18 protein-coding genes are annotated in these 13251 nt (G+C 65.0%); 13 read left to right on the top strand and 5 right to left on the bottom strand.

The features are described from left to right. Positions 1 to 312: 312 nt before the first annotated feature. From ON32_RS18630 to ON32_RS18570, 13 genes are all read left to right on the top strand, one after another. The gene (locus ON32_RS18630; protein ID WP_040792246.1) at positions 313 to 648 is read left to right on the top strand and encodes a TcmI family type II polyketide cyclase; all 336 of its coding nucleotides are present in this window, start codon (positions 313 to 315) and stop codon (positions 646 to 648) included. A gap of 43 nt (positions 649 to 691) precedes the next feature. Then, on the top strand, positions 692 to 949 hold the full coding sequence (locus ON32_RS18625) for an acyl carrier protein (protein ID WP_040792245.1): 258 nt from the start codon (positions 692 to 694) through the stop codon (positions 947 to 949). Beyond that, positions 949 to 1416, top strand: a complete 468-nt coding sequence (locus ON32_RS18620) for an SRPBCC family protein (protein WP_040792244.1) — start codon at positions 949 to 951, stop codon at positions 1414 to 1416. Before ON32_RS18625 ends, ON32_RS18620 begins: the two co-directional genes overlap by 1 nt. 55 nt (positions 1417 to 1471) lie before the next feature. Further along, the gene (locus ON32_RS18615; protein WP_040792243.1) at positions 1472 to 1885 is read left to right on the top strand and encodes a cupin domain-containing protein; all 414 of its coding nucleotides are present in this window, start codon (positions 1472 to 1474) and stop codon (positions 1883 to 1885) included. Then, positions 1882 to 3144 (top strand): beta-ketoacyl-[acyl-carrier-protein] synthase family protein, encoded by a 1263-nt coding sequence (locus ON32_RS18610; protein ID WP_040792242.1) that lies wholly within the window; start codon positions 1882 to 1884, stop codon positions 3142 to 3144. Before ON32_RS18615 ends, ON32_RS18610 begins: the two co-directional genes overlap by 4 nt. Continuing rightward, complete coding sequence (locus ON32_RS18605; protein ID WP_040792241.1) at positions 3141 to 4412, top strand: beta-ketoacyl synthase N-terminal-like domain-containing protein; 1272 nt, start codon at positions 3141 to 3143, stop codon at positions 4410 to 4412. Before ON32_RS18610 ends, ON32_RS18605 begins: the two co-directional genes overlap by 4 nt. After that, positions 4409 to 5227, top strand: a complete 819-nt coding sequence (locus tag ON32_RS18600; protein ID WP_245551142.1) for an SDR family NAD(P)-dependent oxidoreductase — start codon at positions 4409 to 4411, stop codon at positions 5225 to 5227. The genes ON32_RS18605 and ON32_RS18600 overlap by 4 nt, the downstream gene beginning before the upstream one ends. 3 nt (positions 5228 to 5230) lie before the next feature. Beyond that, on the top strand, positions 5231 to 5518 hold the full coding sequence (locus ON32_RS28960; RefSeq protein WP_040792240.1) for a hypothetical protein: 288 nt from the start codon (positions 5231 to 5233) through the stop codon (positions 5516 to 5518). Then, a complete protein-coding gene (locus tag ON32_RS28955; RefSeq protein WP_040792239.1) occupies positions 5515 to 5838 on the top strand; it encodes an antibiotic biosynthesis monooxygenase family protein in 324 nt (107 codons plus the stop codon). Before ON32_RS28960 ends, ON32_RS28955 begins: the two co-directional genes overlap by 4 nt. Further along, complete coding sequence (locus tag ON32_RS28950) at positions 5835 to 6161, top strand: antibiotic biosynthesis monooxygenase family protein (RefSeq protein ID WP_157224238.1); 327 nt, start codon at positions 5835 to 5837, stop codon at positions 6159 to 6161. The genes ON32_RS28955 and ON32_RS28950 overlap by 4 nt, the downstream gene beginning before the upstream one ends. A gap of 5 nt (positions 6162 to 6166) precedes the next feature. Then, the gene (locus ON32_RS18580; protein WP_083874652.1) at positions 6167 to 7111 is read left to right on the top strand and encodes an SAM-dependent methyltransferase; all 945 of its coding nucleotides are present in this window, start codon (positions 6167 to 6169) and stop codon (positions 7109 to 7111) included. Between the two features lie 45 nt (positions 7112 to 7156). Continuing rightward, positions 7157 to 8866, top strand: coding sequence for an MFS transporter (locus tag ON32_RS18575; RefSeq protein ID WP_245551140.1), 1710 nt, complete (start codon positions 7157 to 7159; stop codon positions 8864 to 8866). A 115-nt stretch (positions 8867 to 8981) separates the two neighbouring features. After that, entirely contained in the window at positions 8982 to 9809 is an 828-nt protein-coding gene (locus ON32_RS18570) for a hypothetical protein (protein ID WP_157224237.1), read from the top strand. 96 nt (positions 9810 to 9905) lie between these two features. Here the strand turns inward: ON32_RS18570 and ON32_RS18565 are convergent, their stop codons facing one another. The 5 genes from ON32_RS18565 to ON32_RS18545 form a co-directional block, all read right to left on the bottom strand. Beyond that, a complete protein-coding gene (locus tag ON32_RS18565) occupies positions 9906 to 10445 on the bottom strand; it encodes a hypothetical protein (RefSeq protein ID WP_040792237.1) in 540 nt (179 codons plus the stop codon). A gap of 17 nt (positions 10446 to 10462) precedes the next feature. Continuing rightward, positions 10463 to 10912, bottom strand: coding sequence for a hypothetical protein (locus ON32_RS18560; RefSeq protein ID WP_157224236.1), 450 nt, complete (start codon positions 10910 to 10912; stop codon positions 10463 to 10465). An 88-nt stretch (positions 10913 to 11000) separates the two neighbouring features. Next, positions 11001 to 11669, bottom strand: a complete 669-nt coding sequence (locus ON32_RS18555; RefSeq protein ID WP_157224235.1) for a hypothetical protein — start codon at positions 11667 to 11669, stop codon at positions 11001 to 11003. Beyond that, a complete protein-coding gene (locus ON32_RS18550; protein ID WP_051133423.1) occupies positions 11666 to 12901 on the bottom strand; it encodes a hypothetical protein in 1236 nt (411 codons plus the stop codon). The genes ON32_RS18555 and ON32_RS18550 overlap by 4 nt, the downstream gene beginning before the upstream one ends. After that, a complete protein-coding gene (locus ON32_RS18545) occupies positions 12898 to 13224 on the bottom strand; it encodes a hypothetical protein (protein WP_157224234.1) in 327 nt (108 codons plus the stop codon). Before ON32_RS18545 ends, ON32_RS18550 begins: the two co-directional genes overlap by 4 nt. Positions 13225 to 13251 lie beyond the last annotated feature (27 nt).

Below are 13251 nucleotides of genomic sequence, written 5' to 3'. Positions count from 1 at the left end.
CGACACCAATCGGTGCGGTATGCCGCATATCGGCGGCACTGAGTTCGAGAAATATTATCCGGCAATCCCGCGTCACCCTGGGTGTTGGTTTTATTCACCCTCGGGTGCCGGACCGAGGCCCCTTGGGGTCGTGGATCACTCGGCATCTTTTCTCATAAAGTTCATGCCACGTCCCGATGCAATGAGGCGTCGATCCCATGTATCCACGAATTCGAATCGGAGAAATTCAATGATCATTCGACATCGCGGCCGCTGTTCGGCGGATTCTCGTATCACCGAGAGATCAGCGGCCGATAGGTTCGGAGGTGCCCGGTGAACCGTTCACTGATTATCGCTCGAATACGTCCGGATGCCATTTCCCGAGTCGCCGATATCTTCGCCGAATCCGATGCGACGGCTCTTCCGACGATCGCCGGTGTCTCCCGCCGCGAACTCTACATCCTGGACGACCTGTATGTACACCTGCTGGAGACCACCGAGACGGGAAGCACCGCAATCGGTTTCGCGCAGAAACATCCGGAGTTCGCCCGGGTGAGCTCCCGGCTGAGCGAATTCATTTCGCCCTATCTGCCGAACTGGCAATCCCCGGCGGATGCCCGCGCCCGAATGTTCTACAGCTGGACTCCGCAAAACGGACCGACGCTGTAGCGAAATTTCGAATATTCCTACGAAACGGAACGAGGAGAAACGAATGACCGAAAGATTCACCATCCAAACCCTGCGTGAGATCCTGGGCGAGCACGTCGGCGTCGATATCGCCCCCGGCGAGTTGGCGGCAGCCGACCGGCTGACCATGGAAGAACTCGGGGTGGATTCACTGGCCGTCTTCGAAATTCAGAGCGTGGTGCAAGGCGATTTCGGTGTCACGTTGCCCGCCGCGCTCCTCGAGATGACCGGTGCGCAAGTGGTTCGGTACGTCGACCGTTATGTGAACGGGGAGGCCGCCTGATGACCGGACATACCGAGAATTCGATCCACATCGACGCCCCTATCGATGTGGTGTGGGATGCCACCAACGATGTGCGCCGTTGGCCGGGCCTGTTCTCCGAATACGCCGCCGTCGACGTTCTCGCCGAACACGACGACACCGTCCGATTCCGGCTCACCATGCACCCGGACGAGGAAGGCCGTATCTGGAGTTGGGTCAGCGAACGAACCGCCGACCCGGCCCGGCGGACCGTACACGCCCACCGGGTGGAAACCGGACCGTTCGAATACATGCACATTCGCTGGTACTACGCCGAGTCCGGATCGGGCACCCGCATGACCTGGGTGCAGGACTTTCACATGCGTCCGGGCGCGCCGCTCGACGACGCCGGGATGACCGACCGGATCAACACCAACAGCGCGATCCAGATGCAGCTCATCAAAGAAAAGGTCGAACGCTCCCACGCCTCCGCGCACCCGGCCGCCTGACCACGGCCTCGAAGACTTCGTGCCGCCCCATCATCCGCCGAGAGGATTTGCCGATATGCCGAATACTCTACCGGGTCGCGTCGATATTTCCGATCTCCCTGCCGATCGTCGCCGGGGAGGTGAGATCAGGACCGTGCTGAGCCCGAAAACCGTCGGCAGCACGTCCGGATTCACCGGTGTCGCCGTACTCGAACCCGGGGAACGCATCGCCGAGCACTACCACCCGTATTCCGAAGAGTTCTTGTACTGCGTGCACGGCGAGATCATCGTCGACCTCGACGGCGCGGCGTGGTCGCTGGCAGCAGGCCAGGGACTGTTCGTGCCGATCGGGGTCCGGCACCGATTGCGTAACACCGGGACCGAAACCGCGAACGTCGTCTTCCATCTCGGACCGCTGGCCCCCCGGCCCGAACTCGGCCACGTCGACACCGAGGCGGCGACTTCTCCCACGACGACGGAGGCGCGATGACACGTGTCGCGGTGACGGGGATCGGGGTCGTCGCCCCGGGCGGAATCGGGCGCGGACCGTTCTGGGATCGTCTGTCGGCCGGCCGGACTGCGACCCGTCGGATCAGTTCCTTCGACCCGACCGGGTTCCGCTCCCAGGTGGCGGCGGAATGCGATTTCGACCCGCAGGCGTACGGATTGTCGCCCCGGCAGGTGCGTCGCTGCGATCGGATGACCCAGTTCGCGCTCGTCGCCGCCCACGAGGCGATGCACGACAGCGGTCTCGAGTTGTCCGACGCCGTGCGCGCGGATTTCGGAGTGTCGCTGGGCTCGGCGGTCGGGGCGACCATAACACTGGAGAACGAATACCTGATCGCCAGCAATAACGGTCGGGAGTGGTTGGTCGACGAGGGTTCGGTGCTGCCGTACCTGTACCAGGCCCTCGTCCCCAGCAGTATGGCCGCCGAAGTGGCCGCGGACTTCGAGCTGCACGGCCCGGCCGCGGTCGTTTCCACCGGCTGCACCTCCGGGATCGACTCGATCGGTCGCGGACTGCACATGCTCGAGGACGGTGACGCCGATTTCGTCCTCGCGGGCGCCTCGGACGCGCCGATCTCGCCGATCTCCGTGGCGGCATTCGATGCGATCCGGGCGACCACCGACGACAACGACGACCCCGCGCGCGCGTCCCGCCCCTTCGATCTGACGCGGAGCGGTTTCGTGCTCGGGGAAGGAGCAGCGGTGCTGCTGTTGGAGAAACTCGACCACGCCCTGGCCCGAGGCACGCATATCTACTGCGAGATCGGCGGGTATGCCTCGCGGTGCAACGGGTACCACATGACCGGACTCCGCCCGGACGGGCTGGAGATGAGCATTGCCATCCGCGACGCGATGGGTCAGGCCCGGCTCGATCCGGGCGCGATCGATTACATCAGCGCCCACGGATCGGGCACCAAACAAAACGATCGCCACGAAACGGCCGCCTTCAAAAAAGCGCTCGGCGCCGCCGCATACGAGGTGCCGATCAGTTCCATCAAGTCGATGGTCGGGCACTCGCTCGGCGCGATCGGCTCCATTGAGATGGCGGCCTGCGCCCTGGCGATCGATACCGGGGTGATACCGCCCACCGCCAACTGGAACCACCGAGACCCGGAGTGCGATTTGGATTACGTCCCCAATACCGCCCGCGCCGCGACCGTCGACACAGCTTTGTCGGTCGGCAGTGGATTCGGCGGGTTCCAGTCCGCGATGGTCTTCACCCGTCCGGAGGAGCTGCGATGAGCCGACGAGCGGTGATCACCGGAATCGGCGTCGTGGCCCCGAGCGGTACGACGGCGAGCGAACACTGGCAGACCGTGTTGGCGGGCGAGAACCGAATCGCCCCCATCACCCACTTCGACGCCTCCGAATATTCGACCACCCTGGCCGGCGAGGTTCGGGACTTCGCGCCGGAACAGCATCTGGACCGCCGACTGATCGTGCAGACCGACCGGTGGACGTGGTTGTCGCTGGCGGCCACCGCCCAGGCACTGGCCGATGCGGCCCTCGACCCGGCCGAGCTGGACCCGTATCGGATGTCGGTCGCATTGGCGAGTTCCTCGGGCGGAAACCACTTCGGCCAGCGAGAGCTACAACGATTGTGGTCCGGTGCGGGTCGCACCGTCGGCGCGTACCAGTCGATCGCCTGGTTCTATGCGGCGAGCGTGGGACAGACCTCGATCCTGCATCAGATGAAGGGGCCGTCGAGCGTGCTCGTGTCCGAGGCGGCGGGCGGCCTGGACAGTCTCGGGCATGCGATACGTGCCATCCGCCGCGGTGTCGACGTCGTCGTCGCGGGCGGTACCGAAGCGCCCCTGGGTCCCTACGCGTTGGCCTGCCTGCAGCGCAACGGATGGTTGAGCCGACGGACCGATCCGGCACGCGGATATCTGCCCTTCGACGCCGACGCCGCCGGGTATCTCCCCGCCGAGGGCGGCGCCATCTTCGTGGTGGAAGAGGAACAGCACGCCCTGCGGCGCGGCGCTCCGTACATGTATGCGGAACTCGCCGGATACGCCGCCACCCACGACGGGCGCACCTGCCGTCCCCGTGGCGACTCGAACGGGGAGCAGCCGTCGAAATACCTCGCCGCCGCCCTCGAACGAGCATTACACCGTGCGCATACCACGCCGGAACGAACGGATGTGCTGTTCGCCGACGCGGTCGGCGTGCCGACCGCCGACCGGGCCGAGGCCGAAGCGATCCGCACCGTCTTCCCCGGCGGGGTGCCCGTTACCGGTCACAAAGGACTGTTGGGCCGAGCCGCCCACGGCAGCTCCGCGCTCGATGTCGCCACCGCTGTCCTGGCCATGCGTGAACAAACCCTGCCCGCGTTCGGAGCCCTGACCGACCCGGCGCCCGGCTGCGAACTCGATTTCATCGCCGCCCCGCGTCGAGCGCCCGTCCATGTCGCTGCCGTCGCCGCCCGTGGATACGACGGCTTCAACAGCGCGTTGATTCTGCGCCGACCCGAAGGAACCCGAAGCCGACCCGAAGGAACCCGAAAGTGAACGACAACGCCACCGTCCGCACCGCCCCGCCCGGACCCACCACCGCGCGCCGACGCGAGTACCCCGCCGCCGGGCCTCCCACCCGGCCGGAGCTGCGATTGACCGGCAAGACCGCGATCGTCACCGGCGGCACCCGCGGTATCGGCCGGGGTATCGTCCGCGCGTTGGCCGCGCACGGCGCACACGTGACAGCGGTCGGCAGCAAACCCGGCGCCGCCGCCACCGAGCTCGCCCGTGAACTGGACACGGCCACCGCCGGCGGCCGCGTGTGCTTCGCGAACGTCGGCGATCCCGAGGAAGTGGCTGCCGTCGCCGAAACCGTCCCGTCTACTGTCGACATCGTCGTCAACAATGCCGGAGTCATATCGAATACACCGCTGCTGCAAATGGATCCGGCCGAATGGCACCGTGTCCTCGACACCAACCTGACCGGAATGTACCTGATGGTGCGCGCATTGCTCCCGCGCCTGGGTCCGTCGGCATCCATCATCAATATCTCCTCCGCCGTCGCGACCGTCGGAATGCCCAACCGCGCCCACTACACCGCGTCCAAAGCCGGTGTGCACGGCCTGACCCGCTCGCTGTGCAAGGAATTGGGGCCCCAGGGGATCCGCGTCAATACCGTCGCCCCCGGAATCATCGAGACCGACCAGATCGTCGGTCTGTCCGAAACACAGAAACAGCGTTACGCGAACCTGGCGGCCCTCGGCCGGCTCGGTCGCCCCGACGATGTCGCCGGCGCCGTGCTGTTCCTCGCCGGTGAACTCGCGCAATTCGTCAACGGCGTCTGCCTCAATGTCGATGGAGGAATCTGAAAGTTGCTCGCCTTGCGTGCCACCCTCACCACGACCGTCGTCAAACGCGACATCACCCGCCTGATCGCGATGCTACGGCCAGCGATCACCCTGGTCGTGCAGTCCCTGGGTTTCATCCACCAGTACTTCACCCGAGCCGCAGTGGCCGATGTCTCGGAACAGCGTTTTGCGATCCTCGGCCGTCTCGGCTCCCACGGCGCCATCGTTGTCGCCGTGTTGTTCCTCGCCGGTGAACTCGCCCGATTCGTCACCGGTGTCCACCTCGACACGGACGGAGGAATCCCACGATGACCACTTGTCGTGCCACCCTCACCATGACCGTCGCCAGACGCGACGCCACTCGCCTGCTCGCGGGCCTGCGGCCGGTGTTCGCCCTGGCCGCGCGCTCCCCGGGTTTCATCCGGCAGTGCATCACGCGAGCCGTGTCCACGGACCCGGATACGCGCACCTACATCGTCACCAGCGACTGGGCCGACGCGGACAGCTTCCACGCTTTCGAACGCAGCCGCGCCCAGGACGCCGCCACCGCCGCATTGCGTACCGTCCGCACGGGCAGCGATATGCGACTGAGCACGGTGAACATCCCGACCACCCGCGAGGTGATCGTATGACCGCGCGAGTGATGGTCCGAGCCCGTATCCGGCTTGGGGAAGAAATGGCCTTCGAAGCCGCATACGCTCAGGTCACCGCGCGGGTAGCGGGCACACCGGGCCATATTCGGGACGAGCTGCTGCGACCCTGCGCCGGCGACGACCACTACATCCTGCTGTCGGAATGGACGGATGTGGACGCGTTCCTCGCCTGGGAGGACGCCCCGATCCACCGACAGATCACCACCCCCATGCGCCCGTACTGGGCGGGTCGGGTTCGCCGCGATATCCACGTCGTCGCGCACGCCGGCCCCACCACACCCACCCCTCATCACAGAAAGTGAGCACCATGCGCAACGACCACGATTCCTGGGACATCAAAACCAGCGTCGGCGCCACGGCGCTGTTCGTCGCGGCCGCCCGCGGTCTGGCCGCCCAACAACCGCAGGCCCTGGCCGTCGACGAATACGCCGAAGTGTTCTGTCGCGCCGCCGGTGGCGAATGGGCCGACCTGTTCGCCGCCGATTCGGAATCGACGAAATACCATCCGCTGCGTTCGGCCGAGTTCGGACAGTTGTTCCAGGCCTTCCAGGCCGCCCGCACCCGATACTTCGACGACTATCTGCGCGCCGCCACCGAGGAGGGGGTGCGTCAGGTCGCCATTCTCGCCGCCGGGCTCGACTCCCGCGCCTACCGCCTGTCCTGGCCCGCCGGTACGGTCGTCTACGAACTCGACCGTTCGTCGGTGCTCGAGTTCAAACGCGGTGTGCTCGACGAGATCGGCGCCACGACCACCGCCGATCGGCGCGAAGTTGCCGTCGATCTGCGCGATGACTGGGCCGCCGCCCTACGCGACCACGGTTTCGATCCGACACTGCCGACGGCATGGCTGGTCGAAGGTCTCGTCATCTACCTCACCCCCGCCGATCAGGATCGCCTGTTCGACACCCTGAACACACTGTCGGCCCCCGACAGCCGGCTGGGTATCGAGGAAATGGCCGTGATCGATTCCGATGTCTACTCCGCCATGACCACACCGTCCCCCGACGCCGACAGCTACGACCGAGGTGAGGGCGCACAATGGGCAGGACTCATCTACAACGACCGCAAAACCCAAGCGGTGCAGTGGTTCACGCCGCGGGGTTGGACCGGTGCTGCCACCGGTCTGGTCGACTACCTGCGCGCCCGTGGCCGTTCCATACCCGCCGGCGGCGAGGCGGTGGGGCATTTCAACCCGTCCCTGATGAGTCTTGCGACCATGGGTAAACGGACACCGGCCGACACCCGGAACTGACCATGCCCCTCCGACACAGCACCTTCACCGATGGGAGGGCCGCAGATGGTTTCGATGTCGCCGGAGCACAGACGCTGGATCGCGCTCGTGGTCGTTCTCGTCGCCGGGTTCATGGATCTGCTCGACACCACCATCGTCAATGTCGCGATACCGAGCATCCAACGTGACCTGGGGGCGCAGTACGCACAGCTCGAATGGATCGTCTCGGGGTACGTGCTGGCGTTCGCCGCGGTCCTCGTCACCAGCGGCCGGCTCGGCGACATCCACGGCCGCCGCCGATTGTTCCTGACCGGTATCGCCGGATTCACCCTCGCCTCGGCGCTGTGCGGTATCGCGGGCAACCCGGAGATGCTCATCGCCTCCCGTTTCCTACAGGGCGGCGCCGCCGGTCTGATGGTGCCGCAGATCCTGTCGATCATCCATGTCACCTTTCCGCTCCGCGACCGCGGCAAGGTATTCGGCTTCTTCGGCGCCGTCGTCGGTTCGGCAGCGGTCGTCGGGCCCGCCTTCGGCGGTGCCCTGATCGAATGGAACGTCTTCGATCTACATTGGCGGCTGATCTTCCTGGTCAATGTCCCGATCGGTATCGCCGCCATCGTCGCGGCCCGGTTCGTGGTGCGCGAATCGAAGTCCGAGACCGCTGCGAAACTCGACCTCGTCGGCGCCGTGCTCGTCACCGCCGTCATTGCGATGCTGATCTATCCGCTCACCGAAGGACGCCGATTCGGTTGGCCGGAATGGGTTTTCGTCATGATGATCGGTGCGGCCGCATTACTGGTCGTCCTCGTCTGCTACGAACGCCGGCGAGACCGGACGATCGGTTCACCACTGATCGTGCCCGGATTGTTCCGGGCACGCGCGTTCACGATCGGCGGCGGGCTCTGGCTGACCTTCTGGATCGTGCTCGGCGGATTCTTCCTCGTCTGGACGCTCTACATGCAACTCGGACTCGGTTGGTCGCCCCTGCGGTCCGGTCTCACCGCCGGCGCATTCGCCCTCGGTGCGGCCGCGGCGTCGGCCGTATCCGTGCAACTGCTCGTCCCCCGGTACGGGCGACGTGTGCTGTCGGTGGGCGCGCTGATCGATGCGATCGGTCTCGCCGGCTACATCCGGGTGGTGGGTCATTACGGTCCCGAGATCGCCCCGTGGCAGATGCTCGGCCCGTTGATCGTCGCGGGACTCGGTTTCGGGCTGGTCGTTGCGCCGACCGTCGACTTCGTGCTGGCGGGCGTGCCCGAAAACGACGCCGGTTCGGCGTCCGGCCTGCTGAACACCGCTCAGCAACTCGGTATCGCACTCGGTGTCGCGCTCGCCGGCGTGTTCTTCTTCGCCCAACTCGACAGCGGTTCCGCGCACGCCGTCGACCAGGTGATACCCCAGGTACGCACCGAACTCACCGCGGCCGGTGTGGACACCTCCGCGCAGGAGGGGATTCTCGCCGGCTTCCGCGCCTGTGTTCAGGACAGATCCGCCGGTATCAATCCCGCCGATGCTCCGCCGGGTTGCCGGACGGCTCGATCCGGAAGTGCCGACCGGATAACCGAAATACTCGATACGGCAGGGAAAAAGGCGAACGCGGAGAATTTTTCCCGCGCCTTCGGGCGCACGCTGTGGTGGGGGGCGGGGATTCTCGCCGTCGTTTTCGTAGGGTTCTTCGCACTGCCGCGACGCGCCGATCATCGCGATCAGGATTCGCCCGGGCGTGATACACCGCCGAGCGGTGACCGAGAGAAGATGGGCACCCCGATCCGGTGAAGAGGATGGCGTCGGTGTTGTTCGGGCCCATCCGAGAGACACTCGTTCGGCCGAAACGTACTACGTTCACGGAAAAACAGGTGCGATGGCAGGGTGCCCGGCGCATGCTGTGGATGTGAGCACCGATTTCACCGTAGCCATCGGATCCCCTTTTCCGGCAGAACTTCTCGCGCCGCCGCTCGACGATCTTCGCTGGCGAGGCGATGCTCCCACGGATTCGGTGGTGGCTCCCGGCACGTGGTACCCCTACCGGGAAGGGATCTCCACCCGGGCACTGACCGTCGACTGGTCCGATGGTGTCCTCGAGATGACGGTGCGCGCGGCATCCGCTCCGGAGGACCTCGATCTCGCCCTGCGGATACTGCGGGCCGCGGCGGAATACGCGGGCGTCGATATCGAGACCGAATACGGGTTGCTCCCACCGGATCGGCTGTCCGAGTTCTACGACGAGATGTGGGCGCTGCACCAGCTCGGCCGGTCGGTGTCCATGATCGCGCAGCTGTCCCGGCGCGACGACGGGGTGATCACGCTGCCCGGTCCCACCCGCAGTATTCATCTCGGCCCCCGCACCCTGCCCGATCTCGAACAAGGCGACGAGATCACCCGGGGACGTCGCCTGCTCGAGTTGATGCGCCGGGTGCTGTGGCCCGATCCCCGGTACGAGGCGGCGGGGGTGTTCGAGGCAAGCGGGAACGGCGAGGAATTCACCTTCGCGGTGCTGCTCTCCGAACGCGCCTGCCTGATACCGCAGGTGACCAGGCTCCTGGTTCGCGACACGGATACCGTGCTGCAACTACCGCGCGCGGCCCTGGAACGGTTGCCGATCGAGCACACCCCTCTGGATGACGGCAACGACCTGGTGGAGGCCATCCCCGAACACAGGTGGTCCGAAGTGGTCACAGCTGCCCGCGAATTGGCGATATCGGAGCCCGGTATCGGGTGACCGATCCCGTTGTTCGGCTGCGTTCGTGAAATGCGAGACAGGGTGTGGAGCGACGGTACAGCATTGCGTCATTGTGATGACGAGGGTGAAGCGAAATCACCCGAGGATTTTTCGCAGGTGCCGTTTGCCCGTCACGAGGGCGATATTGTTCGAATACTCTTCCAGTTCGTCGGCCACCCAGATCAGATCGCTGAACCGAGGTGGAGGGACATTGCGGGGCATGGGTATGTATCGGGTGATGGAAAGACCGATCGCGATAGCCGTGTCGCGGTCGATGGAAGTGGAATGGGTGAACCAGATCTGGCGCCGACCGGCGGACGACCTCATGTCCCGGAACACGCCGACCACCGTGGGATCGCCGGCGAACAGCGTGACCCCGAATCGGCTCGCGGGCCGGTATCGAACCACCTCCGATACCGGCTCACCGGTGGTTCGGCTGATCAATTGGATCGGGGTATCGACCGATCGCACCCACTTGTAGTTCTCGCCTGTGCGCCATGAGCGCCATCTTCGTGGCTTCCGTACCCAGGCCACCGACTTGTAGTTGTAGGCCTCCCACTCGTAATGCGACAGGATCGCGGAGATACATTTCTGCTCGTCCGCGTCACCGAGGTACTCGAGTTCGTCGCTTTTCACGGATTCTTTCTCCAGGGTCAGAACGGTAGATCGGCGATCCAGGGGCGGCGAACGTTGTCGGGGGAGATCCTGCCCGTAGAACGTTCGGGTGAGTCGGGGGCCGGGTACCGCCGATCCCGTCTGCCGCGTGATGCGGGTGCGGCGAGCAACTCGGCGGGGGTCGGATGGTCGGGGTGTAGCTCGAGGGCTGCCGACAGGGCGGTAGCGCGGTCGATTCCTGTGGCATGGACCAAGCGCATCGAGTCGGATCCGGTATTGCTACGCAGTACGCCGAGAAATCGGGGATCACCCGCGAATTGCACTCGACCGGAGTACCGCTCGAGCCCCCGGTACGACCACCACCAGATACGGGCCAGATCGAATTCCGCTATTCCACCACCATTATCAGGGTCGCAGAGCAGCAATACTCGCATGGAGCGATGCCACTCTTTCTTACCCTGCCCACCCAGTAGACCGAGCAGGGTCACCCTTTCCCAATAGGCCCAGCGTCCTACCTTGTAAGGATATTCACGCCAGGGCCACCGCCCGGTGATCGACTCGATTGCGGTCTTCTCATCAGATCGCAAGGCTGAGACTCCCAAACTCGACTGGTGGAACCGGAAACTTGACCGATGCCGCCATACCCAGGACCATGACCCGATACTGCGGTCCGTTGGGTACATCGGCCGTTGCGAAGTCGATCACGGCGATCGACCGACCGTCGGGTGAGGGAATCGTTGCCTGGATCCGGAAGACAGCAACCTGTTCCGAGCCGCCCGGATAGCCCACGAAATCGGGTCTTCCATAGTTGACGGTATATTCGAAATACAGAGTCGGTCGTTGGCCGAGTTCGATGATTTCGAGGTGGCCGGTTTCTCCACGGGCCGCCTTGGCCGCGATAAGGTCGCTCAGAGCCAGGCGAGGGTTACGCGTCGGCCCGTAGGCGAAGGACGACACAGTGAGCCAGGAGACGATGCTTTCCTCGGATAGCGCGGAGCGATGAACGCCGATACCACAGTACAAGGCATTATTGGCCGCCAGTGTGCCGAGTAGAAAGCGCATGGTTTCCACGACTGTTGGCGCGCCGGCTCGCAACTCGGGGGGAATGGCCTCGATCACCATCGGAAGATATGTATCGGTAAGATCTTCCACACAGTTCATCGGTATCTCGTAGTAGCCGGGCGGGATATCGATTCCCACTGCGGGCTGCTGCCGTGACCTGCCTTCTGTCATGGCTTCGTTCACCCCCCAACCGCGAGCCCGAGAAGGCCCAGCACCGTGCTACCGGCTCGGCTCAGTACACCACCCGCGATCGCGGTTTTCCCGGCGTCGCTCGGCGCAGTTGCGCCTCCGGTGGCCTGCAATATTCGATGAGTGGCACCGGTGATGCCGGAACTGTCGAGTTTTGCACCGAGCCGGGTGCCGTCAGTGAGGATTTTGGCCACCAGTCCGGGGTCGTGGGCGGCGTCTTTCCACGCAGTGGCCATACTCGCCAGCCGCCCCGCTTCGTCCGCGCCGGTGAGTCCAGCCCAGGCCGTCTTCCCCAATCCGCTGACGCCCGGTACCGCTCCGAGCGCATCTCCCGAAAGCGTCAACCAGGCCTTCGGATCTAGGGACATCAGGTCTTGGCGCATCTGATCGTCGGTCAGGTCCAGCGTTAGCGCACCTGCGCTGGCTGCCAAGGCAACCCCGAGAGCGATCGCGGAGATCGGGGGCGGTGTGCACAACGCCAACAGACCGGACGCCGCGGATACGATGCCCAGCGCGGTGTGGATGCCTTCGCGGTGTTCATCGATCCAGTCGCCGATCGCCTTCACGGCATCGGTGATGCGCTCCCAGATACTTTTGTCCGGTTCACTGGGGGCGAAGTCCTTCGCCGCGGCATCCAACTCGGCGGCAATACGTTTGGCCACATTGCCGTGCTCGGTTTCCAAGTCATGGGCGCGGGCGCGAATGGAGTCCTGGATTCCCATCCAGTGATCGACCGCCGCACTGGCGGTATTGACCCGTGCGGTGGCGGCATTTAGGCGATTTTGGGCGGCCTGGAGGGCCGCGGGATCGTCGAACTGCTGGTTGGCCAAACCCAAATCGGGGTTGGCGTTGGCGCGTTGCAGTTCGAGGATGGCCTTGTCGAGCTCATCCGCGGCGGTGGCGGCTTCCTGGTCCAACGCTTTGGCCTGATCGCGAAAGCCGATCAGGGCGGTATTCCACTCCCCGAGCAGGGTGACGGCGCGTTCCAGGGATTTCTGGGCGTATCCGAGGTCTTGGGCGAGAGTGGCGTCGAAGTGACTGCGGAAGGCGTCACCGGCTTCACCGCGCCAGACCTCGTCATTGCTGTTGCGCAGCCGAAACAACAGGTCGCTGGTGTCACGCACGGCCTCGGTGGCGGTCTTGATGCGGTTGGTCAGGTCCGTTACGTCGTCGGGGACACCGGGGACGGGGTTGAAACCCAGGTGGGGATACGGGTTGGTGGTCACTTCTGATTGCTTTCGGTGTCGACCGGGGTTCCGGTGACCTGTCCGAGGGCCTGAGCGGTCGCGTTGTCGGCGGCTTGATAGGCGACAAGGCACTGATCGACGCCGTCGGCAGTGATCCGGGACAGCTCCCCGATGCGTCGGACGCCGAAATGCCAACGGCGTTGGAAGCTATCGGCGGCGTCGTCGAGGGTTTTGGTGCCGATACTCGCGGTCCCCACATCGGCCATCGCCTTCAGGGCGTCGTCGAGTACTTGCTGGGAGTCCTTCAGGGCGGTAGCAGTTTTGGTCAGCACATCGATATCGACCGCGAGTGGTCCTGGCACCTCGTCCCCCATCGGCGGATCAACTGG

The sequence above is a fragment of the Nocardia paucivorans NBRC 100373 genome, from assembly GCF_000308675.1.
Classification (GTDB): domain Bacteria; phylum Actinomycetota; class Actinomycetes; order Mycobacteriales; family Mycobacteriaceae; genus Nocardia; species Nocardia paucivorans.
The sequence above is the reverse complement of the archived record's forward strand: the minus strand, read 5'-3'. Positions and strand labels throughout refer to the sequence as shown.

Bases quoted from the DNA above. Each gene is read 5' to 3' on its own strand.
- ON32_RS18610 (WP_040792242.1), top strand. From the start codon at position 1,882: ATGACACGTGTCGCGGTGACGGGGATCGGGGTCGTCGCCCCGGGCGGA.
- ON32_RS18575 (WP_245551140.1), top strand. From the start codon at position 7,157: ATGGTTTCGATGTCGCCGGAGCACAGACGCTGGATCGCGCTCGTGGTC.
- ON32_RS28950 (WP_157224238.1), top strand. From the start codon at position 5,835: ATGACCGCGCGAGTGATGGTCCGAGCCCGTATCCGGCTTGGGGAAGAA.
- ON32_RS18620 (WP_040792244.1), top strand. From the start codon at position 949: ATGACCGGACATACCGAGAATTCGATCCACATCGACGCCCCTATCGAT.
- ON32_RS18615 (WP_040792243.1), top strand. From the start codon at position 1,472: ATGCCGAATACTCTACCGGGTCGCGTCGATATTTCCGATCTCCCTGCC.
- ON32_RS18605 (WP_040792241.1), top strand. From the start codon at position 3,141: ATGAGCCGACGAGCGGTGATCACCGGAATCGGCGTCGTGGCCCCGAGC.
- ON32_RS28955 (WP_040792239.1), top strand. From the start codon at position 5,515: ATGACCACTTGTCGTGCCACCCTCACCATGACCGTCGCCAGACGCGAC.
- ON32_RS18625 (WP_040792245.1), top strand. From the start codon at position 692: ATGACCGAAAGATTCACCATCCAAACCCTGCGTGAGATCCTGGGCGAG.
- ON32_RS18580 (WP_083874652.1), top strand. From the start codon at position 6,167: ATGCGCAACGACCACGATTCCTGGGACATCAAAACCAGCGTCGGCGCC.